28 protein-coding genes are annotated in these 19,817 nt (G+C 68.4%); 15 read left to right on the top strand and 13 right to left on the bottom strand.

Going from position 1 to position 19,817, the window contains the following annotated elements; all coding sequences use genetic code 11:
• The first annotated feature begins 13 nt into the window (after positions 1-13).
• Entirely contained in the window at positions 14-514 is a 501-nt protein-coding gene (locus tag AC5Y7E_RS11435; RefSeq protein WP_499948994.1) for a DUF1990 domain-containing protein, read from the top strand.
• 3 nt (positions 515-517) lie between these two features.
• Here AC5Y7E_RS11435 and AC5Y7E_RS11440 read toward each other — a convergent pair whose 3' ends face one another.
• Positions 518-967, bottom strand: a complete 450-nt coding sequence (locus AC5Y7E_RS11440; protein WP_499919558.1) for an Rv2617c family stress response/phage resistance protein — start codon at positions 965-967, stop codon at positions 518-520.
• A gap of 96 nt (positions 968-1,063) precedes the next feature.
• On the opposite strand from AC5Y7E_RS11440, the gene AC5Y7E_RS11445 reads away from it, so the two are divergent.
• Entirely contained in the window at positions 1,064-1,768 is a 705-nt protein-coding gene (locus tag AC5Y7E_RS11445; protein ID WP_499919833.1) for a helix-turn-helix transcriptional regulator, read from the top strand.
• On the opposite strand, the gene AC5Y7E_RS11450 is transcribed toward AC5Y7E_RS11445, so the two are convergent.
• The 5 genes from AC5Y7E_RS11450 to fdxA form a co-directional block, all read right to left on the bottom strand.
• Positions 1,749-2,705: an NAD(P)H-dependent flavin oxidoreductase gene (locus AC5Y7E_RS11450; RefSeq protein WP_499919557.1), complete on the bottom strand. Its 957-nt coding sequence runs from the start codon at positions 2,703-2,705 to the stop codon at positions 1,749-1,751. The two genes, AC5Y7E_RS11445 and AC5Y7E_RS11450, sit on opposite strands and share 20 nt — an antisense overlap.
• 6 nt (positions 2,706-2,711) lie before the next feature.
• Positions 2,712-3,056: a cupin domain-containing protein gene (locus AC5Y7E_RS11455; RefSeq protein ID WP_499919556.1), complete on the bottom strand. Its 345-nt coding sequence runs from the start codon at positions 3,054-3,056 to the stop codon at positions 2,712-2,714.
• Between the two features lie 41 nt (positions 3,057-3,097).
• Complete coding sequence (locus AC5Y7E_RS11460; RefSeq protein WP_499919555.1) at positions 3,098-3,523, bottom strand: hypothetical protein; 426 nt, start codon at positions 3,521-3,523, stop codon at positions 3,098-3,100.
• A complete protein-coding gene (locus tag AC5Y7E_RS11465; protein WP_499919832.1) occupies positions 3,520-4,140 on the bottom strand; it encodes a helix-turn-helix transcriptional regulator in 621 nt (206 codons plus the stop codon). The genes AC5Y7E_RS11460 and AC5Y7E_RS11465 overlap by 4 nt, the downstream gene beginning before the upstream one ends.
• Before the next feature lie 96 nt (positions 4,141-4,236).
• The gene (gene fdxA, locus AC5Y7E_RS11470) at positions 4,237-4,593 is read right to left on the bottom strand and encodes a ferredoxin (RefSeq protein WP_499948996.1); all 357 of its coding nucleotides are present in this window, start codon (positions 4,591-4,593) and stop codon (positions 4,237-4,239) included.
• Between the two features lie 136 nt (positions 4,594-4,729).
• Between fdxA and AC5Y7E_RS11475 the strand changes: the two genes are divergently transcribed.
• The 4 genes from AC5Y7E_RS11475 to AC5Y7E_RS11490 all read left to right on the top strand — a co-directional run bounded on the left by AC5Y7E_RS11475 (position 4,730) and on the right by AC5Y7E_RS11490 (position 7,124).
• Complete coding sequence (locus AC5Y7E_RS11475; protein WP_499948997.1) at positions 4,730-5,569, top strand: class I SAM-dependent methyltransferase; 840 nt, start codon at positions 4,730-4,732, stop codon at positions 5,567-5,569.
• Positions 5,570-5,725: 156 nt separating this feature from the next.
• Positions 5,726-5,950 carry a hypothetical protein gene (locus AC5Y7E_RS11480; RefSeq protein WP_499919831.1) on the top strand — a complete coding sequence of 75 codons (225 nt, stop codon included), beginning with the start codon at positions 5,726-5,728 and terminating at the stop codon, positions 5,948-5,950.
• Between the two features lie 158 nt (positions 5,951-6,108).
• Positions 6,109-6,375 (top strand): Rv2628 protein family, encoded by a 267-nt coding sequence (locus AC5Y7E_RS11485; protein ID WP_499948999.1) that lies wholly within the window; start codon positions 6,109-6,111, stop codon positions 6,373-6,375.
• A 101-nt stretch (positions 6,376-6,476) separates the two neighbouring features.
• A complete protein-coding gene (locus AC5Y7E_RS11490) occupies positions 6,477-7,124 on the top strand; it encodes a TetR/AcrR family transcriptional regulator (RefSeq protein ID WP_499919551.1) in 648 nt (215 codons plus the stop codon).
• On the opposite strand, the gene AC5Y7E_RS11495 is transcribed toward AC5Y7E_RS11490, so the two are convergent.
• The 5 genes from AC5Y7E_RS11495 to AC5Y7E_RS11515 are packed head-to-tail and all read right to left on the bottom strand — an operon-like array spanning position 7,115 to position 11,174.
• The gene (locus AC5Y7E_RS11495; protein WP_499949001.1) at positions 7,115-8,341 is read right to left on the bottom strand and encodes a lyase family protein; all 1,227 of its coding nucleotides are present in this window, start codon (positions 8,339-8,341) and stop codon (positions 7,115-7,117) included. The genes AC5Y7E_RS11490 and AC5Y7E_RS11495 overlap by 10 nt on opposite strands.
• Positions 8,338-8,901 carry a protocatechuate 3,4-dioxygenase subunit alpha gene (gene pcaG, locus AC5Y7E_RS11500; RefSeq protein ID WP_499949002.1) on the bottom strand — a complete coding sequence of 188 codons (564 nt, stop codon included), beginning with the start codon at positions 8,899-8,901 and terminating at the stop codon, positions 8,338-8,340. Before pcaG ends, AC5Y7E_RS11495 begins: the two co-directional genes overlap by 4 nt.
• A complete protein-coding gene (pcaH, locus tag AC5Y7E_RS11505) occupies positions 8,894-9,661 on the bottom strand; it encodes a protocatechuate 3,4-dioxygenase subunit beta (protein ID WP_499949004.1) in 768 nt (255 codons plus the stop codon). Before pcaH ends, pcaG begins: the two co-directional genes overlap by 8 nt.
• Positions 9,662-9,720: 59 nt before the next feature.
• Positions 9,721-10,206, bottom strand: a complete 486-nt coding sequence (locus tag AC5Y7E_RS11510) for a hemerythrin domain-containing protein (RefSeq protein ID WP_499949006.1) — start codon at positions 10,204-10,206, stop codon at positions 9,721-9,723.
• Positions 10,203-11,174: a Rieske (2Fe-2S) protein gene (locus tag AC5Y7E_RS11515; RefSeq protein WP_499949007.1), complete on the bottom strand. Its 972-nt coding sequence runs from the start codon at positions 11,172-11,174 to the stop codon at positions 10,203-10,205. The genes AC5Y7E_RS11510 and AC5Y7E_RS11515 overlap by 4 nt, the downstream gene beginning before the upstream one ends.
• 281 nt (positions 11,175-11,455) lie before the next feature.
• On the opposite strand from AC5Y7E_RS11515, the gene AC5Y7E_RS11520 reads away from it, so the two are divergent.
• From AC5Y7E_RS11520 to phtC, 5 genes are read left to right on the top strand one after another with little or no spacing between them, the layout of a single operon-like run.
• Entirely contained in the window at positions 11,456-12,805 is a 1,350-nt protein-coding gene (locus AC5Y7E_RS11520) for an aromatic ring-hydroxylating dioxygenase subunit alpha (RefSeq protein ID WP_499949009.1), read from the top strand.
• Entirely contained in the window at positions 12,802-13,329 is a 528-nt protein-coding gene (locus AC5Y7E_RS11525) for a 3-phenylpropionate/cinnamic acid dioxygenase subunit beta (protein ID WP_499919544.1), read from the top strand. Before AC5Y7E_RS11520 ends, AC5Y7E_RS11525 begins: the two co-directional genes overlap by 4 nt.
• Positions 13,326-13,592, top strand: coding sequence for a dihydrodiol dehydrogenase (locus AC5Y7E_RS11530; protein ID WP_499949011.1), 267 nt, complete (start codon positions 13,326-13,328; stop codon positions 13,590-13,592). Before AC5Y7E_RS11525 ends, AC5Y7E_RS11530 begins: the two co-directional genes overlap by 4 nt.
• The gene (gene hcaB / locus AC5Y7E_RS11535; protein ID WP_499949013.1) at positions 13,589-14,383 is read left to right on the top strand and encodes a 3-(cis-5,6-dihydroxycyclohexa-1,3-dien-1-yl)propanoate dehydrogenase; all 795 of its coding nucleotides are present in this window, start codon (positions 13,589-13,591) and stop codon (positions 14,381-14,383) included. The genes AC5Y7E_RS11530 and hcaB overlap by 4 nt, the downstream gene beginning before the upstream one ends.
• Entirely contained in the window at positions 14,380-15,102 is a 723-nt protein-coding gene (gene phtC / locus AC5Y7E_RS11540; RefSeq protein WP_499949014.1) for a 3,4-dihydroxyphthalate decarboxylase, read from the top strand. The genes hcaB and phtC overlap by 4 nt, the downstream gene beginning before the upstream one ends.
• Here phtC and AC5Y7E_RS11545 read toward each other — a convergent pair.
• Positions 15,099-15,914, bottom strand: a complete 816-nt coding sequence (locus AC5Y7E_RS11545; RefSeq protein ID WP_499919540.1) for an IclR family transcriptional regulator — start codon at positions 15,912-15,914, stop codon at positions 15,099-15,101. The two genes, phtC and AC5Y7E_RS11545, sit on opposite strands and share 4 nt — an antisense overlap.
• A gap of 49 nt (positions 15,915-15,963) precedes the next feature.
• Here AC5Y7E_RS11545 and AC5Y7E_RS11550 point away from each other — a divergent pair, with 49 nt between their 5' ends.
• A complete protein-coding gene (locus AC5Y7E_RS11550; RefSeq protein ID WP_499919830.1) occupies positions 15,964-16,773 on the top strand; it encodes an SGNH/GDSL hydrolase family protein in 810 nt (269 codons plus the stop codon).
• 36 nt (positions 16,774-16,809) lie between these two features.
• Positions 16,810-17,475, top strand: a complete 666-nt coding sequence (locus tag AC5Y7E_RS11555) for a DedA family protein (protein WP_499919539.1) — start codon at positions 16,810-16,812, stop codon at positions 17,473-17,475.
• Here AC5Y7E_RS11555 and AC5Y7E_RS11560 read toward each other — a convergent pair whose 3' ends face one another.
• Positions 17,476-18,081 (bottom strand): TetR/AcrR family transcriptional regulator, encoded by a 606-nt coding sequence (locus tag AC5Y7E_RS11560; protein ID WP_499919538.1) that lies wholly within the window; start codon positions 18,079-18,081, stop codon positions 17,476-17,478.
• A 155-nt stretch (positions 18,082-18,236) separates the two neighbouring features.
• Between AC5Y7E_RS11560 and AC5Y7E_RS11565 the strand changes: the two genes are divergently transcribed.
• Together AC5Y7E_RS11565 and AC5Y7E_RS11570 are read left to right on the top strand one after the other, a co-directional pair.
• A complete protein-coding gene (locus AC5Y7E_RS11565; RefSeq protein WP_499919537.1) occupies positions 18,237-18,671 on the top strand; it encodes an anti-sigma factor antagonist in 435 nt (144 codons plus the stop codon).
• A gap of 22 nt (positions 18,672-18,693) precedes the next feature.
• Complete coding sequence (locus AC5Y7E_RS11570; protein ID WP_499919536.1) at positions 18,694-19,779, top strand: glutamate--cysteine ligase 2; 1,086 nt, start codon at positions 18,694-18,696, stop codon at positions 19,777-19,779.
• The last annotated feature ends 38 nt before the right edge of the window (positions 19,780-19,817 follow it).

Consider the following 19,817-nt stretch of genomic DNA (forward strand, 5'->3'; position numbering starts at 1 on the left):
GCAAGCTGAGGACGTGGACCTGCGAACGCTCGAGGAACTCCCCCTGACCTACGCGGAAGTGGGTGCGACGGCTTCCGGCGATCTGCCCGCCGGATACGACCATCAGCACGCAGAGCGCCAAATCGGCACGGGCCGGCAGCGTTTCGAGCAAGCCGCGGCGGCCGTCATGCGCTGGGGCATGCAGCGCGGATCCGGGCTGCGGGCGCAGGCCAGCTCCGAGGTCGCCGTCGTCGACGCGGTCGTCGTGGTGAAGATGGGTTTTCTGCCGGCGCCGTGTCGCGTCGTCTACGTCGTCGACGAGCCCGACATCCGTGGCTTCGGCTACGGCACCCTGCCGGGCCATCCGGAGTCCGGCGAGGAACGCTTCGTGGTTCGTCGCGACCCGGTGTCCGACGCGGTCTACGCGGAGGTATCCGCCTTCTCCCGGCCCGCGACCTGGTGGAGCAAGGCCGGCGGGCCGGTGGTGAAGGTGGGTCAGCGCCTCATCGCCAGGCGCTACCTGCGCGCGGTCTGAGCGCTAGCGCGCCGCCACTCCCACGGTGCCGCTGTGCACACCCTGCGCCAGCCGGGCCAGCGCCACGGCGCCGACGAACAATCCGAAGTCGCGCAGGGCGACGTCGTAGAAGCCGGGACCGGTGACCAGGTCGATGATGATGCCGATCAGCCATGCCGCGACCACCCAGGCGCCCAACCGCGGGACCACCGCCACCAGCACCCCCGCGACGATCTCGATGATGCCCACCAGGTACATGCACTGATCGGCCGTCCCGGGTACCAGGCCATCGATCCAGCCGGCCAGGTACATGCTCCAGTGGTGTGGATGGGTGAGCAGGTTGAAGAACTTGTCGAGCCCCATCACGATCGGCGCGATCGTGAAGACCGTGCGAAGCGCGAGGTACGCCGAGTACGCGGGATCCCTCAATTGGTCGGCGAGGGCCGGTGCCGCGTTCACTTGCTTGATGCTCATGGCTGCCTCCATTTCTAACGGATAATAATTTGAACGTTAGATCCAGTAGACTGTAGCGTCAAGCATTTTGTCCGTTAGAAAATGGCGGTGGACGACGTGGACGACCAGGAGGCTTTGCTGCGGGACGCCGCGGGCATCGGCGCACTCGCCGATCCCGTGCGTCGACAGCTCTATCAGTTCGTGTGCGCGCAACCGGTGCCCGTCAGCCGGGACCAGGCGGGCGAGGCCGTCGGAATTCCGCACCACCAGGCCAAGTTTCACCTGGACCGGCTCACCGCCGAGGGCCTGCTCGAGTCCGATTACGCTCGCGTGACCGGCCGCTCCGGCCCCGGCGCCGGACGCACCTCCAAGCTGTATCGCCGGGCCCGCCGCGACATCGCGGTCAGCCTGCCCCAGCGGGAGTACGAGTTGGCCGGGCGTTTGATGGCGACGGCCATCGCGCGCTCGGCCGGGACGGGCGAGCCGGTCGCCGAGATCCTGAATCGTGTCGCCCGCGAGTACGGCCACGAGATCGGTACCACTGTGGGGTCCTCCCCCCCGAAAGACGCCGACGCCGCGCTGCAGCGCGCGGTCCGGGTGCTGCGCCGATACGGCTACGAGCCGCGGGTCTCCGAGCGCGAGGTCGAGCTCGCCAACTGCCCGTTCCACGCACTGGCACAAGAGCAGACGGAGCTGGCCTGCAACATGAACCACGCGCTGATCACCGGTGTGGCCGATGCGCTCGCACCGTACGGTCCCGACGCACGCCTGTGCCCCGGCCGGGACCGGTGTTGCGTCGTGCTCACGGCCGGTCGCCGGTAGTTCCCCAGCGGGACAGCAATTCCTCGGCGCCCGTGCACATCTCGTCGATGACGTCGGCCACCGATGCGTCGTTGTGGATCATCCCGACGCCCTGGCCGGCATCCACGGGCGCGATTCGGCAGTCCCCGGCGGCGATCGCGGCGGCCAGCTCGTCGCAGGCGCCCGCATCCAGTGCCTCCTCGTGACCCGTCCAGTGCTCGACGAAGTCGTTGGCCAACACCCGCGACGGGAACCGCGCCGGCCAGGGCAGCCCCTTGGCGACGTCGAAGACCCGGGTGACGGCGGTGTCGGTTTCGGTGGCGGTGACCAGGGCCCGACGGCCGGTGTCGCCGGTCAGCGCTTCCGGACACGCCGACAAGCGGGTGCCCACCCACGCCCCGCTGGCCCCGGCGGCCAGCACCGCGGCCAGGCTGCGCGCCGAGGCGACCCCGCCGCCGGCCAGCACCGGCACCGAGACGGCATCCAAAACGGCGTCCAGCAGCGGCAGCAGCCCGAGCTTGTCCTCGCCGTGGCCGCCGCCCTCGGACCCGCGCGCGACCAGGATGTCGACGCCGGCGTCGACGGCCCGCCGGGCCCCGGCGCTGTCGTAAACCTGTGTGACCGTGGGGATTCCGGCGTCATGCGCCTTGGCGACCCACGAAAACTCGGTGCCGAAACTGACCGACAACAGGGCGGGCCTCGCGGCCAGCGCATCCTCGAGCAGTCCGGACTCGTTGCGCATCACCCAGTCGACCATGCCGATGCCGAACCGCCCGTCGACGTGCTGCAGCTGCTCGGCGAGCAGCTGCCTGGTCGCGACGCTGCCCATGCCGACCATGCCGAGCCCGCCGGCCGCCGTCACGGCCGCGGCCAGCCGGCCGCCGGCGACCCCGCCCATCGGCGCGTTGACGACGGGGACCCGCAGACCGAAACTCTTGGACCAGGGCGTCGACAACATCGGCGGCTAGTGCGCCGAGGGGATGGTCTTCAGCACGGTCAGCAAAACCACGGAATCCTCGACCGCGTGCAGGGCGTGCCGTTCGGCGGGGATCGCGACGTACTCCCCGGCCTTGCCGTCCCAGGCGTCGCCGCTGGTGGTCAGGCGGACGCGACCCTGCAGCACCTGCAGCGTCGCCTCACCGGGGCTGTCGTGTTCGGACAGGTCGTGACCGGCCAGCAGAGCCAGCACGGTCTGGCGAAGCTCGTGGGTGTGGCCGCCGTGGATGGTGTGGGCGGCACGTCCGCTGTGCGATTGCTTGGCCTCGGCGATCTTTTCGGACGAGAGGTCGGTCAGCGAGATGGAATCCATAGTGGTCCTTCGAAGTTGCAAGGCCGCACGGCCTTGAGGATTTAACCGCTCAGTAGCAGTATCCCCGCCGCGATGAGTCCGATGACCTTGACCGCCTCCAGCGCGACGTAGGCGTAGTGGGCGCGGGAGCGCGGGCCCTCCGACCCCGCGAGCACCCGGTCGGCGCGACGGGTCAGCGCCGGGCGCACCGCGACCAGCTGGATCGCCAGTGCGGCCACGGCGACGGCGATCGCCACCGCGATGCCGGCCCGGGTCGGACCGGCGACCACGATAGCGCCGATGACGAGGGCGAACGCCACTTCGACGGTGTTGAGCGCGCGAAAGACCAGCCGGCCGATGCCGAGCCCGATCTGCAACGTCACGTCGGGAGCCCGGAATTTCAGTGGGGTTTCCAGGAAGGAGATGGCCAGCACCATGCCGAGCCAGACGAAGGTCAGCGCAATGGCAATAGCTGTGCCGGTGCTCATTTGACCGCCAGCGTCAGGTGAGCCAGGCACAGGTCCGGCTCGACGAACGGGTCGAGCCGGTCCACCGAGACCGGCGCACCCCAGGTTTCCATCGCTCCCTGCATGAGGCCCAGATGCACCGGACAGACGACACTCGAGGAGTTTTCGGCCAACTCCAGGAAGGGGCAGTGCCGCAAGCCGACCTGGTGCTCTCCGTTGCTGATCCGACGCTCGGGGGCGAAGCCGAGCTCATCGAGCACATCGAGCAGGCGGGCGATCGCCTCTTCGGCGCCGTCGGGGTTCTCAGACACCGGGTGCAAATCGGCATCCATCTTCTGCCCCCAGGCGCGGCCCGCGGCCAGGGCTTTGGGGCCGGGATCGCGCTCCGCGGCGAAACCCATGGCCAGGATCTCGGCCAGCAGCCGATAGTGCCGCGTTCCGCCGCGATCCATCTGCCGGACCGCGCGGAACATCAGCGGTGGACGCCCAGGACCCTTCCTATCCAGCTCGACATGTTCCACCTGGCCGTCGGCGACCAGGCTGTCGAGGTGGAAGCGGACGGTGTTGGGGTGCACACCCAGTGCGTCGGCGATCCCGGCGATGCTCATCGGATCCGGCGCGGCCCGCAGCAGCCGCATCACAGCGCGCCGCCGGCCGGCCGATTCCCCGGTCGACGAGTCGCGAGACTTCTGCGAATTCTCGGATTTCACAGGGGCCCTCCCGCTCCTTGTCCTTCACGCCCCGTCTGCATTGGCGGCACTGGGCTGGCCCGCCACCAAAGGTGTGTCGACACCGAGCGGACCGACCTTTCCCGCGCCACCAGGGGAACCCAGCGGGGCATCGCGACCCGGGAGCGTTTCAGCGAAGAATGCCTCATTGTCGGCCAGGTGGGGTTTGAACTCCTCGGGCAGGTCATCTTCGTAGTAAATCGCTTCCACCGGACAAACCGGTTCACACGCGCCGCAATCGACGCATTCGTCGGGATGAATGTAGAGCGCCCGGCCGCCTTCGTAGATGCAATCCACCGGGCATTCATCAACACAAGCGCGGTCCATCACATCGACGCACGGCTTCCCGATCACATAGGTCATGCGCTAGAGTTTACACAACACCACTTGTGAAAACTAGAGCGGAGGCCGGAGAACCCATGCCCGCCAACGGACTTGACGTCAGCCAACGGCGCAAGCCGGACAAACACCCGAAAACCCCTGTGCGGCAGGGGATCTGATGCAGGGACATCGAGCAGGATCCGAACTTCCGCTACCGTCCTCCAGCCGCGCCGACGACGCGGTCGCCGGCCATTGGCTGCTGGCCCGGCTGGGCAAGCGCGTGCTGCGCCCCGGCGGTGTCGAGATGACCCGCACCCTGCTGTCCCACGCGAAGCTGAGCGGAGCCGACGTCGTCGAGCTGGCCCCGGGCCTGGGCCGCACCGCCGCCGAGATCGTGGCCCAGGGGCCGCGGTCGTACGTCGGCGCCGAGGGCGACCCCGACGCGGCCAACGTGGTGCGCGGCGTGCTCACCGATCTCGGTGCGCAAAACGCGGCCTTCCGAGTCGCCGACGCGGCCGCCACCGGATTGCCCGACGCCAGCAGCGACGTCGTCATCGGAGAGGCGATGCTGAGCATGCAGGGCGACGCGGCCAAGGGGGCCATCGTCGCCGAGGCGGCGCGGGTGCTGCGGCCGGGCGGACGCTACGCGATCCACGAACTGGCCCTCACGCCGGACGACGTGCCGGAAGAGATCAGCACCGACATCCGGCAGGCGCTCGCCCGGGCGATCAAGGTGAACGCGCGTCCATTAACGGTTGCGGAGTGGTCGAAACTGCTCGCCGAGCACGGACTGCTGGTCGATCACGTGGCGACAGCGCCCATGGCCCTGTTGCAGCCGCGCCGGCTCGTGTCCGACGAAGGGTTCGCCGGTGCGCTGCGCTTCGCCGGCAACGTGCTCGTGCACCGCGACGCCCGCAAGCGGGTGCTGACCATGCGCCGCACGTTCCGCAGGCATCGCAAGCGGCTGGCCGCCGTCGCCATCGTCGCCCATAAACCGGCGGCATCCGGCACCGCCTGACAGCGCTTTGACCTTTGCCTTCGCCCCGTCGCCGACTTTGGGCCCGTTCCGCAATCTGGGTGTGACGGTTTAGTGATGCCCCCTGGCAAAACTTGGCTGCGGCAGTCGCGGGGAGAACAAAGGAGCTTGCCGGTTATGGGTGCAATGCCACCGTCGTTGACGGAGTCCGACCTCGATGCGTTGGCGTCGGATTTCCTGCAGTCGCACTACCTCGGTTCCCGCTACGCCGACTGGTCACCGGATCGACGGCTCGACACGTTCCTGCGGCGGCGCGGTCTCGTCCGGGTGGCCAACGACGGCGACCTGTCCCACAACGTCCTGGAACGCATCATGTCCCGCGGCCGCGCCGGCGCGGCGCTGATCGGGCCGTTTGTTCCATAGCACCAGGTGAGCGATCGGATGACCAAAGATCTCGAAAAACCGGCATTTCGCACAGCGGAAATACCGGCCATGGCATTGGTACGGACGTACGATTGTGCCTTGAAGTTGTACGCGCCGCCGGGGCCGGATGAGTCGTTGAGGCTAGCGGGGAGGGGACGATGAATTCACCGAAATGGACGGTTCATTGGCCGCAGCGCAGACCGACGGCCACGATCTATCAGTTGACCGACAGGCTCCACAAAGGGCACATGGCCCGCGTTCCCGCGCACGAGATCACGGCGACGGTAGCGTCCTGGCTGGCCGACCTGGGCGCCGCCGACAGCCCGCTGGTCGACGAACTCGAGCGCGCCGTTTGTGGCGGCGACTGGGCCGCCGCGCACGCGCTGGGCGAGTGCTTGTCCATCGAGATCGCGGTGGCCGACTGACGAAGTCGCCGTCCAGCAAAGCGTCGTTCTTCATCGGCATTCTTGCTGGTTTTCATCAACAGTTTTGTTGACGTATATCGACGTGCCCAACAGTAACGGGCGTGTCCGACCTTCCGACACAAACCAAATACCTGCAGGCCTCGCGCGGCCGGCGCGCGTCGCACTACTCCGGTGACGACCGGGAGAAGGCCATCCTCGCCACGGCCGAGCGGCTGTTGCAGGAAAGGCCGCTAGGCGACTTTTCGGTCGACGACCTAGCAAAAGGCGCCGGGATCTCGCGGCCCACCTTCTACTTCTATTTCCGGTCGAAGAACGCGGTCGTGCTGTCGCTGCTCGACCAGATGAACAGCACGGCGCAGGCGGCGCTGGGGGCGCTCGACGTCCTGTCCGCCGGTGACCCCGAGGCGATCTGGCGGGCGCGCATCGAGTCGTTCTTCGCGGTGTCCGGGTCGCACCCGGCGGTCGCCGTCGCGGGTGCGGCGGCCAAAGCGACCAACCCGGAGGTGCGACAGCTGTGGTCCGCGCTGATGAGCAAGTGGATCTCCTACACCACCATCGCGATCAAGGCCGAGCGCGGTCGTGGCGCCGCCCCCGACACGATCCCGGCCGCGGAGTTATCGGTGGCGCTGAACATGCTGAGCGAGCGGATGATGACCGCGACGTTCACCGCCGACGATCACGCGATGCCGGAAGACCGGGCGATCGACACGCTGCTGCACATCTGGCTGGCGAGCATTTATCAGCGCTGAGCGAGCGCCCGCGCCCCGCGGCTCAGGCTCGCGTCGATCAGCTTGTCGGCTGCACCGAGGTAGGCGGATGACGGCTGTTTGCCGACCAGCTCGGCGATCGCGCGCTGCTCTCCGGAAACCTCTGCGGCGGACAGGTTTTCGGCCATCCGCTGCGCGTGCACTCTCAACCCGGCCAGCAGCTCGCCACTTTCCGATCCCGCGACGACGGTGCGGCGGGCCAGCGTGCGCAGCGGGTCCCATTCGGCGTGCCAGGCCCCGTCGGGCCGCTCGTCGTTGGCCAGCGCCGCCGCTGTGTGCAGCGTCGCGGCCAATGGCGGCGCCGCGATGGCGGCCCGCCGGATCAAGATGGACAACACCGGGTTTCGTTTGTGCGGCATCGACGATGAGCCGCCGCGGCCGGCGGCGGCCGGCTCGTCGAGTTCGGCGATCTCCGGGCGGGCCAGGGTGACGATGTCGGAGGCGATGCGGCCCCATGCGTCGGTGCAGCCGACGAAGGCGTCGGCGGCCGCGGTGACGGGCGCGCGGGCGGTATGCCACGCGGGCCGGTCATGCAGGCCCAATGCGGTTGCGGCGGTGTGCACGAGCCGCACTGCGACGCCGGCCGCGTCGGTCGTGCCGGTGAGCAACGTCGCCAGCTCCGCGGTAGCGGCCAAGGTGCCGGCGGCCCCGCCGATTTGGATCGGTAGGCTCAGCGCCGCCACCCGCTCGAACGCGTCGACGACACCGTTGAGCCAGCCTGCGGCCTTGACGCCGAAGGTGCTGGGCGCGGCGTGCTGGGTGAGGGTGCGGGCCACCATCGGCGTGGCCCGGTGTTCGCTCGCGAGTGCGGACAGGGTGGAGATCTGTTGCCTCAGCTCGGTTGTCAGGTCGTCGGCGACCGCGCGCACCGCCAGCATCAGGCTCGTGTCCAGGACGTCCTGGCTGGTGAGCCCCCGGTGGATCCAGGGCGCGACGCGCGACTCGGCCCGCTGCCGCAGCAGCTGCACCAGGGGAATCACCGGGTTACCGCCGCCCTCGGCGGCGACCGCGATCAACTCGCAGTCGTTGTGCGTGACCAGATTCCACAGCCCCGCTTCGGCGCAGTCGGCGGGCGCCAGACCGGCGGCCGCCAGCGCGTCCAGCCACGCGCACTCCACCGCGATCATCGATCCCAGCAGCGCCTCGTCGGTCATGTGCTCGCCGGCCCGATGGTCTCCGGGCCACAACATGTTGCTCATCGCGGGCCTTCTGAGTACGCCAGGAACACGGTTTCGGCCGGGCCCTGCAGGCGGATGTCGAAACGGTAAGCGGCGCCGGCATTTTCGGCGGAGCACAGCAAGGCGGCTCGGCGCTCGGGGGCGACCGCCGCCAGCAGCGGATCGGAGTGCGGCTCGGCGCCGGGCAGGTACGCCCGGGTGAACAGCCGGTCCAGCAGTCCCCGGGCGAACACCGTCAACGCGAAGAACGGTGGCCGCCCCGCGGCCGCCGATCCGGGCGCCAGGGTGGTGAACGAGTAGCGTCCGGCGGCGTCGGTCGCGCAGCGCCCCCAACCGGTGAACACCGTGGGGTCGCGGCGCAGCGAACCGGCTTGGCGCACAACGTCACCCGCGCTGTCGGGTTGCCAGAGTTCCACCAGCGCGTCCTCGACCCCGACCCCGGCGCCGTCGAACACCGTGCCGTGCAGCCGGATTGCCTGCGGATGCCGCGGGTCGACAATCACGCTGTCACCGGCAAACGGCAGCCCCAGGTCGAAGAAAGGCCCGACGGTTTGCCCCGGCGTGCAAGCCGATTCAGTCATGTTCACACTCGGTCGGAGTTCGCGCGCCGCCGGCCAGCACGATGTCCCACCGGTACCCGGTCGCGTAGTCCGGCTCGGTCAGGTCGTGGTCGTAGCGAGCGATCAGCCGGCTGCGCGCGGCGGGATCGAGGATCGACTGAACGATCGGGTCCAGCTCGAACATCGGATCACCCGGAAAGTACATCTGGGTGACCAGTCGCTGCGGGAAAGCGGTTCCGAAGACGGAGAAGTGGATGTGCGCCGGCCGCCACGCATTGTGGTGGTTGCGCCACGGGTAGGGACCGGGCTTGATGGTCAGGAAGCGGTAGCCGCCGTCCGGCCCGGTCAGGCAGCGGCCCGCCCCGGTGAAGTTCGGGTCGAGCGGCGCGCGATGCTGGTCGCGCTGGTGACGGTAGCGCCCGGCGGCGTTGGCTTGCCAGATCTCCACCAGCTGGCCCGCGACCGGGCGGCCGTATTCGTCGACCACCCGCCCTGCCACGACGACGCGCTCCCCGATCGGCTCGCCCGGATGACCGGCCGTCAGGTCGGCATCGAGTGGGTCGACGTCCCGGTGGCCGAAGCACGGCGCCCAGCGTTCGACGCCCTCGGGGTCGACGACGACCAGCGGCCGCTGTGGATGGCGCAGGATCGAGCTGCGGTACGGCGGATAGTCGAGCCGCGGCCGCTCGCGTTGCGCGACTCCCCCGGCCCGGTATTGCGCTGCGATGCGGGCGATCTCCGCCGTGATGTCACCCTGAGTGGCGACACGCTCGGGGTTCATGTGCCGTGAGGCTACTCCCGGTGGCCCACCGAATCCCGTAAGCGGGCGGTGTCGTGGGGCTAGAGCGAGCGCACCAGCGCCGCGCGCCCCTTGGTGCGCATCTTGTAGGTTGCCGAGCCGCGGTATTGCTCCATCCTCGCGGCCATCTTGTTGCCCAGCGCTTCGAGCTCCTCGTCGGTGATCTTCACCTCCGGCGGGGCCGGAATCATGTCGCGTTCCTCTTCGTCGGCATGGGCTTCCAGCACCGTCTTGAAGGAGTTCCACTCGTCCTCATAGCCGGGCGAGCTCTGTGGGGTCCGCAACAGCACCGAAAGCTGGTCGACCACCTGGCGATGCTCGGCATGGGCGATCGCGATCAGCTTGCTGGCATCTTTGAGCGCCGGGTAGTACAGGTCGTCCTCGATGCGGAAGTGGATGTCGAGCTCGATCAGCAGCTCGTCGAAAAGCTCGTGCCGCTCTTCGGAATTCACCGGTGCATCACTGATCTTGCGGCCCAGGCCCTTGATCACGATGTGGTGTTCCTTGAGCACGTCGTAGGCGTTCACTTGGCTCCTCCTTTTGCGATTCCTGCCGCGCCGCCGGGAGCGTGCTGCCGCTCGCCACGGACTTCGACCACTCCGTCGACCAACCGGGCCTCGTAGCACGGCAGCGGCGCCGCTGCCGGGCCGCGCACGACTTCGCCGGAGTCGGCGGCGAACCAGGAACCGTGCCATGGGCACACCAGCCGGCCCCGGTCCAGCCAGCCGTCGGCCATCGGCGCGGCCAGGTGCGGGCAGAATTCCCCATACGCCGCGACCTCACCGGGCTTGGTCTGGCAGACCACCAGGCCCACTCCGTCGACCTCCACGCGTACCGGCTTGCCGTTCAACGAACTCGCGGGCAGCACCGGCGTCCAGCTGGAGGTGCGCAGGCGCGGGCCCGATTGGTCGATGCCGATCCCCGACTCGAAGACCAGCGCACCACCGAGGTAGCTGCCGGCGACCGTGATCCCGTAGCCGAGAGCGGTCAGCAGGATGCCCCGCCCGTGGCGACCCTTGCGCCGGTCCCACCAGGACTGCATGTACAGCCCGGTGGCGGCCACGTTCACCAGGCCGTGCACCGCGCCGATCCGGCGGTCCTCCTCGTGGGTGTGCTGCCAGTCGGTGACACCGGTGACCGCCGAGCCGAGGCTCGCCACGATGCCCACCCCGAGGGAGCGGGAAGCGAATCGTGAGGCGTCGACGACCTCGGATGCGGGCTGACCGGGCAGCAGGCTGAGCGCGTCGAGCGCCACCGTCGTCCCGAGCGCGCCGCTGGTCAGGGACGCCAGGGGCGGGTGCACCGGGTGACCCAGCCAGACACCGTTGAGCGCGTTCGCGACGGTGTTCCGCGCGCCGCCGAGCCCGTTGTAGGCGAAGCTGAGCAGGTGTTCGAACCGATAGCTCGGCCGATCAAGCCATTCCTGGCGCCCGATGACGGCCAGAACCTTCGATCCGACCTGCTGCAATCGACCCCCTCGTGGCCGACCCACCATGGCACCAGTCCCTTCCTCAAATCAGCGGAAAACTACGATTAATTACCGTAAAACCGGATGTTTACCCCTCGTTTACTCCGCTCTCACGGTACCAGGGCGGCCGCCCCGACCCACCGTAACCGCGGGCCTGCGCCATTCGATTGCGTGGAACCTGTGAATCAGCACCAAGCATCCTTTGAGGTACCTGCGGACGCGCCTGCCAGGTGATTGACCGGCGCCCCAGAGTGCGGGATTCTACTGAGCGGAGAGTTTTTCTGTAGAACAGAGAGATCGCATAGGCCATGGCAGACCATCGCGGCGAATTGGTCGAGGTCTTCGAGAATGTGCGACGGGGGATGATCCCCGCGCACATCTACAACGACCGAGAGCTGTTCGCATTGGAGAAGCAGCGCCTGTTCAGCCGGGCCTGGACCTTCGTGGGGCACGAGTCCGAGATTCCGCAGGACGGCGACTATGTGGTGCGTCGCGTGCTCGACGACTCGTTCATCATCACCCGCGACTCGCAGGGCGCCGTGCGGGCCCTGTTCAATATGTGCCTGCATCGCGGCATGCAGGTGTGTCGCGCGGAGATGGGAAACGCCTCGAATTTCCGCTGCCCCTACCACGGCTGGACCTACCGCAACGACGGCCGGCTCACCGGGTTGCCGTTTCACCGCGAGGCCTACGGCGGCGACGACGGGTTCGCCAAGGACCAAACCCTTTTGCCGGCACCGAATTTCGCGAGCTACAACGGCCTGCTGTTCATCAGTTTGGATCGAGATGCCGAACCGCTGGAAGACTTCCTCGGTGACTTCACGTTCTACCTGGACTACTACACCAAGCAGAGCGTCGGCGGTGTCGAGGTGCGGGGGCCGCAGCGCTGGCGGATCAAGGCGAACTGGAAGATCGGCGCGGAGAATTTCGCCGGGGACATGTATCACACGCCGCACACCCATGCGTCGATCGTCGACATCGGGCTGTTCCGCGAGCCGAAGGCCCAGAAGCGCAAGGATGGCGCCACCTATTGGGCGCACCGCGGCGGTGGAACCACCTACAAACTTCCGCCGGGCGACTTCGAGGAGCGGATGCGCTACGTCGGCTACCCCGACGAGATGATCGGCCGGATCAAAGACTCCTGGACGCCGCAACAGCAGCGGGTGGTCGGCGAGGACGGATTCATGATCTCGGCCGCGACGTGTTTTCCGAACCTGAGTTTCGTGCACAACTGGCCCAAGGTGCGCGACGGTCACGACGACGAAGTGCTGCCGTTCATCTCCATTCGGCTGTGGCAGCCGATCAGCGAGAACGAAACCGAGGTGTGCTCGTGGTTCGCGGTGGACTCCGCCGCTCCCGCGCAGTACAAACAAGATTCGTACAAGGCGTATCTGATGTGCTTCGGGTCGACCGGCATGTTCGAACAAGACGACGTGGAGAACTGGGTGTCGCTGACCACCACCGCGGGCGGTTCGATGGCGCGGCGGCTGCTGCTGAACAACCGGATGGGCCTGCTTTCCGACGACCGTCCCGTCATCGATGCGTTGCCGCCCAGCGCTTTCCACGGGCCGGGGCGCGCCCAGGTCGGCTACAACGAGCACAACCAGCGAGCGCTGCTGACCATGTGGGCCGACTACCTGCAGCGGGTGCCCGTATGAGCAAGCCTTTGCCGTTCAGCGACACCCGACACCTCGAGGCACATCAGTTCCTGGTGGACGAGGCGTACCTGCTGGACGCCCAGCAGTACGAGGCGTGGCTGGACACGCTGACCGACGACGTCCGCTACGCCATGCCGGTGCGCGTCACGACCGCGCGCGGCGCCGGATTCGACACCTCGCCGGGCATGGACCATTTCGACGAAGACAAATACTCGCTGTCCCAGCGGGTCGCGCGAATGGGCACCGAGCACGCGTGGGCCGAAGACCCGCCGTCGCGGCTGCGCCATTTCATCACCAATGTGCGCACGTTTCCCGGGGACGACCCCGAGGACCCGGCCCACCTGCGGGTCGAATCGGCCGAGCTGCTGTTCCGCAGCCGCGGCGACGTCAACGACAGCGCCCTGATGTCGTGCGGACGCGAGGACGTGTTGCGCTGGTGCGACGATCGCTGGAAGCTGGCCCGCCGCACCATCATTGCCGACGAATCGGTGCTACGGATGCAGAACCTGGCGGTGTTCCTGTGAACGACGAACTGCGGCTGCTGCTCGACGGCGCGGTCGGCGAACCGATCAGCGTCGCAAACGAATTCACCGAGGTTGTGGTGCGCCGGGTCGACACCCGCAACGGATCGCGCCTCCTGATCAGCGCGCCCAGATCCGGGCAGTGGATCACCCTGGACGCGCTCGAGGTCGAGGCGTTGACCTGGCAGAACCCCCGTACGCTGGCCGCCATGGTCGGCAACTCCCACGCGCCTCTGCTGCCCGACGAGAACGAGCCTCAACCATGACCGGCTGGCTGGAGGGTAAGCGCGCGCTGGTGGTCGGCGCCGGTTCCGGGATCGGCCGGGCCGTGGTGGCGGCCTTCGGCGCAGAGGGTGCGAATGTTGCTGTGCTGGAACGTGTTCCATCCAAATGCGATGCGCTGCGACAACAGCTTCCTGACGTGCCGGTGGTCGAGGGCGACGCCACCACCCGCGAGGCCAACGACCGCGCCGTCGCCGCGGCGGTGGATGCCTTCGGCGGATTGGACACCCTGGTCAACTGCGTCGGGGTCTTCGACTTCTACCGGGGTGTGGGCGACATCGACGCCGACGCGCTGCCGCGCGCGTTCGACGAGATGTTTCGCACCAACGTGCTCAGCCACCTGCAGTCGGTGAAGGCCGCGCTGCCGGCGTTGCGAAGCGCGAACGGTTCCTCGATCGTGCTGACCGGGTCCGCGTCGTCGTTCTATCCCGGACGCGGTGGCGTGCTCTACGTGTCGTCGAAATTCGCGGTGCGCGGGCTGGTGTCGGCGCTGGCGCACGAACTGGCGCCGGACATCCGGGTCAACGCCGTGGCGCCCGGCGGCACGCTCAACACCGACCTGCGCGGCCTGTCCAGCCTGGGGCTCGACGGGACCCGACTGGACGACAGCCCGGACCGGGCGCGCGACGTTGCCGCGCGCACTCCCCTGCACGTCGCGCTCACGGGTGCGGACCACGCCTGGAGTTATGTGTTCCTGGCCTCCCAGCGGTCGCACGGGATCACCGGCGAAACCGTCCGGCCCGACGGCGGATTCGGGTTGGGCGCACCGCGATGACGAACCTGGATCAGCAGCGCGCTCTGGTGGCGCAGGGATGCCGCGTCGCGGCGGCCCGCGGCCTGGTCGACGGCATCCTCGGCCACCTGAGCCTGCGCGTCGACGACGAGCGCCTGCTGGTCCGCTGCCGAAGCGACGACGACACCGGGGTGGCGTTCACCCGGCCCAGCGACATCCGGCTGATCGCCTTCGACGGATCCGCCGGTGCCCCAGGGGAACTCGACGGGTATCGGGTGCCCAACGAGCTGCCGATCCATGTCGAGACGATGCGGGCCGATCCCGGCCATGTCGCCGTCGCGCACCTGCATCCCCCGGACGTGGTCGCCGCCGACCTGGCCGGCATCACGATCCGGCCGATCTACGGCGCCCACGACATTCCCGGCGCCTGGCTGGCGCGCGGCGGTGTGCCCGTCTACGAACGTGCTGTGCTGATCCGGAATTCGCGCCTGGGCAAGCAAATGGTGGCGGCGATGCGCGGGCGGCCGGTGGTGATCTGCCGCGGCCACGGCATCACCAGCGCCGCCACCACCGTGCCGCAGGCGGTGCTGCAGGCGATCAGCCTCGACGCGCTGGCGCGAATGTCGTTGCGGGTGGCCGCGGCCGGTGGCACGCTGCGTGACATCGACGACACCGACTGGGATGACCTGCCGGACTTGGGATCTGCGTTCACCGCCGAGGCGGCCTGGCGCCACGAGGTGGCACGGCTTGGTGGCGGCTAGCCGAGCTGATCGCCAATCTCCTTGGCGGCCGCGACAAGTGCGGCGGCCACCGCGGGATACCGGGATGGTTCCAGCCGGCTTTGCGGCGCGGCGGCGTTGAGCGCGAGCCGCAGCCCGGGCGCGCGCGTCGGGATCGGCACGGCGACCGAGGCGACGCCTTCCTCACTCTCTTCGGCGTTGGTGGCGTAGCCGCGCTCGCGGATGCCGGCGAGCTCGGCTTCCAACTCGGTGCGAGTGCCGATCGAATGCGAGGTGATGCGCTTGAGCTGCTCGCGCGGCAGCAGCGCACGCAGTTCCAATTGCGGCAACTGGGCCAGCATGACCTTGCCCGTCGAGGTGCAATGGGCAGGCATGGCGCGGCCCAGCCGCGACGCCACCCGCACGGCGGCCGGCCCCTCGACGGCGGCGACGAAGCGGACGCTGGCCCCGTCCAGCATGCCGACGTGCACCGTTTCGCGCAGTTGCTCGCTGAGGCCGCGCATGACGGGCGCGGCGGCCCGCGCGATGTCGATGCGGCCGAAGATCGCGAACGCCACCCCGGTCAGCGAGGGGCCGGGTAGGTACGCCTTGGACACCGGGTCCTGCCGGACGAACCCGCGATAGGCCAGCATCGCCAGCAGCCGATGCGCGGTCGACGACGCCACACCCAGAAAGCGGGTCGCCTCGCTCAACCGGATCTGTGGCCGCTCACCCAGCAGCAGCAACAGCTTGAGCGCGTTGTCGACCGACTCGATCGGATACTGCGGCGCAAGCGAATCGGCGCCGGGCGCCGCGGCGGCGCCCTCGTCGTCCGGCTCACGCTTGTGCGGCATGGGTCCACGGTAACCAGTAATGGGCGCGGCTTCGGTTATTCTCGGCATCGTGAGCGGGGCTACTCACGCTGGATACCACCGTTTCGTCGCCATCGGTGACAGCCAGACCGAAGGCCTGTGGGACGGCGACGACACCGTCGGCCTGCTGGGCTTCGCCGACCGGCTCGCGATGATGATCGATTCGCTCTATCCCGGCCTGCAATACGCCAACCTCGCGATCCGCGGAAAGCGGATCAGCCACGTGCTCACCGAGCAGGTTCCGCAGGCTCTGGCGATGCAGCCCGATCTGATCACCGTCTGCGCAGGGATGAACGACGTCATCCAGCCCGGACGCTCCTTCGCTCCCGCGCTGGCCGACCTGGAGCAAATCTACGCCGCACTGGCCGAATCGGGCGCGACGGTGGTGACGACGACCTTTCCGAACGTCGCCCAGTTCCTCCCGCTCGGACGGCTGGTGGCGGGGCGGCTGACCCGCATCAACGGGGCCATCACCGCCGCCGCCCAGCGCTACGGCTTCCGGCTCGTCGACCTGTACAACGCGCCCTCGATGCGCGAGCTGGACACCTGGGCCATCGACCGGGTGCACGCATCGACCAAGGGGCACATACTTTTTGCCGCCGCGGCCGCCGAGGCGCTGGATTTGCCTGACACCAACCATGATTGGGCACTCGGCGGCCTCAATCCCACTCAGCGTTCCTTCGCGGCCGGCACGTACGAGCAGTTGCGCTGGACGCGGGAAAGCTTCGTCCCGTGGATCTGGCGGCGCCTGCGCGGCATGTCGTCGTACGACGGGCTCGAACCCAAACGCCCGCGGCTGGAGGGGTTGCGCACCCCGAGCGAACTCAAGCGCACACCTTAAGCCACGGATCCGCGACCGGTCAGGCATCCTTGACGCATGAATCTGGAGCCCCTGCTGCACTCGATTCCGCCGATCACGGTCTACCTGGTGGTCGGCGGTGTGGTCGGGATCGAGAGCCTGGGCATCCCCCTGCCGGGCGAGATCGTGCTGGTCACCGCCGCGCTGATGTCGTCGCACCATGACCTGGCCGTCAACCCACTCGGGGTCGGCGTCGCCGCGGTGATCGGCGCGGTGATCGGCGATTCGATCGGCTACGCGATCGGACGCCGATTCGGCATGCCGCTTTTCGACCGGCTCGGCCGACGGTTTCCGAAACATTTCGGTCCCGGGCACGTCGCGCTTGCCGAAAAGCTGTTCAACCGCTGGGGTGTTCGCGCCGTCTTCCTCGGCCGGTTCATCGCGCTGCTACGGATTTTGGCCGGCCCGCTGGCGGGGGCGCTGAAGATGCACTATCCCCGGTTCCTGGCGGCCAACGTGTCGGGCGCGATCTGCTGGGCGGGCGGCACGACCGCGCTGGTGTACTACGCCGGAATCGCGGCCGAACGCTGGCTGGAACGATTCTCCTGGATCGGCCTGGTGATCGCCGTCGTGGCGGGGCTGACTGCCGCGATCCTGTTGCGGGAACGCACATCCCGGATGATCGCGGAATTGGAGGCCGAACATCACCGCAAGGCCGGCACAACCGCGTCCGACCCCGTCTGACTAGACGGCCGCCCCCGAGGGCGGCCGGTGTTCGTCGATCAAAGCGAGAGCCATCTTGCGGGCGCGCAGCGCGGCGTCCAAATCTCCGACGGCGGCCAGAATGATCGCGCCCTTCATCAGGATGTGCCAGGACGAGGCGAAGTCCTCGACGTGGGTCAAACCGGCCGCCACGGCGCGGCGCCGCACGATGTCGCGGACGTGGTCGATGTGGACGATGCAGGCCTGACCGGCCGGGTGATCGGGTCCGAGTTCGAGCAGCACGTTGATGAACGAGCAGCCCTCGTAGCCGTCGCGGAGCTGAAACCAGTCGTGCATGACGTCGAAGATCGCCAGCAACTGCTGCTCGGGGGTGTCGCCGCGCCGTCGCGACTGTTCCTCGATCAAACCGCGGGTCCAGACCTCCTCTCGGCGCTCCAGCACGGCCAGCACCAGGGCATTCTTGGTCGCGAAATGGCGATACAGCGTCGCCCTGGCGACACCGGCCCGTGCGATCACCTCATCGGTGCCCACCGCGCGGATGCCACGCCGGCTGAACAGCTCATATGCGGCAGTCAGAACGCGTTCGCGAGGCGACGCGGTGGGAGTTTCGACATCGGGTGTTGTCATACCGGACTTAACGTACTCTTAGGCCCCCGCCGGTAGACAGACCGTCCTGTCTCGTTATAGAAAAGAGATTCACGTAGGCAACAGTCTGTCTTCAGACATTAGGACGGGCATCCATCGAGGCGTCTCTGCGCCTGTCGATCAGGGGGTCCACCACCATGAATTCTGTCATTGAAGCGATGCCCACCAGTCATTTGACGCTGAGCACAAAACTCGTCTACGAGCTGGGCGACCCTAACTCCACGCTGCGGGCGACCGCGGATCGCAGGGGCCCGTCGGTCGTGATCTATGCCGGCGGCGAGATCGATGCCTGCAACGAGGACACCTGGCGCCACCTGGTGTCCGAGGCGGCCAGCGGCGTCACCGCGCCCGGTCCCTTCGTCGTCGACGTCACCGGACTCGACTTCATGGGCTGCTGCGCGTTCGAGGTGCTGGCCGAAGCGGCGAAGAGCTGCCAGAAACGCGGCATCGACCTGCGCGTGGTGAGCTGCGCGCCGACCGTCGCGCGCATCGTCGACGCCTGCGGTCTCAGCGGCGTGCTGCCGATCTACCCGACCGTCGACTCCGCCCTGTCGGCGGCCGCCCGCTGGTAGCGCCCCGAGCCGTAATCGGCTCATGGGCGAGCATCCCACTTTTGGTGCCGAGGAAGAATTCCTCCTCGTCGACCCACAAACCGGCGAGCCCGCCGCGCGCAACGCCGCGGTCGCCGCGGAAGCCGAGCGGCGGGGCATCAAGCTTCAGCTCGAACTGAGCGGTTGCCAGGTGGAGACCACCTCGCAGGTGGCGTCGACCAGCGCCGAACTCGGTGCGGAGCTGACCCGGCTGCGGCGCACCGCGGCGCAGGCCGCCGCAGACGCCGGCGTCCGACTGCTGGCGTGCGGGCTCCCGCCGACCACGCCGCACGAGTTCCCCGTCACCGACACCCCGCGCTACCGCAAGATGGGTGAAGAGTTCGGAATGGTCGCGCACGAGCAGGGCATCTGCGGATGCCACGTGCACGTGCAGGTGCCCGACCGTGCCGCAGCAATTCACGTCAGCAATTGGCTGCGGCCGTGGCTGCCGTCTTTGCTTGCGCTGTCGGCGAATTCGCGGGTGTACCGCAACGCGGACAGCGGCTACGCCAGCTGGCGCAGCGTGTTGTGGCGGCGCTGGCCCGCGGCTGGAGCGCCGCCGTTCTTCGCCTCGCCCGACGAGTACGACGAAGCGGTGCGCATGTTGGTCGACACCGGGGTGATCTTGGACAAGGACATGATCTATTGGGACGTACGCCCTTCGGCGGATTTCCCGACGGTGGAGGTCCGGGTGGCCGACGTGCCGGCCACCGCCGCCGAGACCGTGCTGCTTGCCACCCTGATCAGGGCGGCGGTGATGACCGCGCTCGACTCACCCGATGACGCCCGGCGACTCCCGCCCGGTGCGCTACGCGCGGCGTACTGGAAGGCAGCACACGACGGATTGTCCGGCCGCACCTTGGATTTGATTGACGGCCGCGGTGCGGTGCCGGCGAGTGAGCAATTGCGTGTGCTGGTGCGGCGAGTGCGGCCCGCGCTGGAGGCGCTGGGCGAATATGACCGCGTCATCAAGGAACTCGATCGCGTGATCTCCGGCGGTAACGGGGCGATGCGTCAGCTGCGGGCGTGGCGCAAACGCGGCGAGGTGCGCGACGTCGTCGCCGAGGCCGCCACGGCCACGCTCAGTTGAGGCGCACCTTCAGCGGGTCAATCCCGTTGCCGCACCGG

It is taken from the genome of Mycobacterium sp. NGS17, assembly GCF_059813205.1.

What these genes read in the sequence shown, in the direction of transcription:
- AC5Y7E_RS11485 (WP_499948999.1), top strand. Translation starts at nt 6,109, where the DNA reads ATGAATTCACCGAAATGGACGGTTCATTGGCCGCAGCGCAGACCGACG.
- pcaH (WP_499949004.1), bottom strand. Translation starts at nt 9,661, where the DNA reads ATGAACCCCGAGCGTGTCGCCACTCAGGGTGACATCACGGCGGAGATC.
- AC5Y7E_RS11495 (WP_499949001.1), bottom strand. Translation starts at nt 8,341, where the DNA reads ATGAGCAACATGTTGTGGCCCGGAGACCATCGGGCCGGCGAGCACATG.
- pcaG (WP_499949002.1), bottom strand. Translation starts at nt 8,901, where the DNA reads ATGACTGAATCGGCTTGCACGCCGGGGCAAACCGTCGGGCCTTTCTTC.
- fdxA (WP_499948996.1), bottom strand. Translation starts at nt 4,593, where the DNA reads ATGACCTATGTGATCGGGAAGCCGTGCGTCGATGTGATGGACCGCGCT.
- AC5Y7E_RS11460 (WP_499919555.1), bottom strand. Translation starts at nt 3,523, where the DNA reads ATGAGCACCGGCACAGCTATTGCCATTGCGCTGACCTTCGTCTGGCTC.
- AC5Y7E_RS11565 (WP_499919537.1), top strand. Translation starts at nt 18,237, where the DNA reads ATGAATTCTGTCATTGAAGCGATGCCCACCAGTCATTTGACGCTGAGC.
- AC5Y7E_RS11570 (WP_499919536.1), top strand. Translation starts at nt 18,694, where the DNA reads ATGGGCGAGCATCCCACTTTTGGTGCCGAGGAAGAATTCCTCCTCGTC.
- AC5Y7E_RS11520 (WP_499949009.1), top strand. Translation starts at nt 11,456, where the DNA reads ATGGCAGACCATCGCGGCGAATTGGTCGAGGTCTTCGAGAATGTGCGA.
- hcaB (WP_499949013.1), top strand. Translation starts at nt 13,589, where the DNA reads ATGACCGGCTGGCTGGAGGGTAAGCGCGCGCTGGTGGTCGGCGCCGGT.
- AC5Y7E_RS11515 (WP_499949007.1), bottom strand. Translation starts at nt 11,174, where the DNA reads ATGGTGGGTCGGCCACGAGGGGGTCGATTGCAGCAGGTCGGATCGAAG.
- phtC (WP_499949014.1), top strand. Translation starts at nt 14,380, where the DNA reads ATGACGAACCTGGATCAGCAGCGCGCTCTGGTGGCGCAGGGATGCCGC.
- AC5Y7E_RS11465 (WP_499919832.1), bottom strand. Translation starts at nt 4,140, where the DNA reads ATGCGGCTGCTGCGGGCCGCGCCGGATCCGATGAGCATCGCCGGGATC.
- AC5Y7E_RS11475 (WP_499948997.1), top strand. Translation starts at nt 4,730, where the DNA reads ATGCAGGGACATCGAGCAGGATCCGAACTTCCGCTACCGTCCTCCAGC.
- AC5Y7E_RS11555 (WP_499919539.1), top strand. Translation starts at nt 16,810, where the DNA reads ATGAATCTGGAGCCCCTGCTGCACTCGATTCCGCCGATCACGGTCTAC.
- AC5Y7E_RS11440 (WP_499919558.1), bottom strand. Translation starts at nt 967, where the DNA reads ATGAGCATCAAGCAAGTGAACGCGGCACCGGCCCTCGCCGACCAATTG.
- AC5Y7E_RS11525 (WP_499919544.1), top strand. Translation starts at nt 12,802, where the DNA reads ATGAGCAAGCCTTTGCCGTTCAGCGACACCCGACACCTCGAGGCACAT.
- AC5Y7E_RS11545 (WP_499919540.1), bottom strand. Translation starts at nt 15,914, where the DNA reads ATGCCGCACAAGCGTGAGCCGGACGACGAGGGCGCCGCCGCGGCGCCC.
- AC5Y7E_RS11450 (WP_499919557.1), bottom strand. Translation starts at nt 2,705, where the DNA reads ATGTTGTCGACGCCCTGGTCCAAGAGTTTCGGTCTGCGGGTCCCCGTC.
- AC5Y7E_RS11560 (WP_499919538.1), bottom strand. Translation starts at nt 18,081, where the DNA reads ATGACAACACCCGATGTCGAAACTCCCACCGCGTCGCCTCGCGAACGC.
- AC5Y7E_RS11455 (WP_499919556.1), bottom strand. Translation starts at nt 3,056, where the DNA reads ATGGATTCCATCTCGCTGACCGACCTCTCGTCCGAAAAGATCGCCGAG.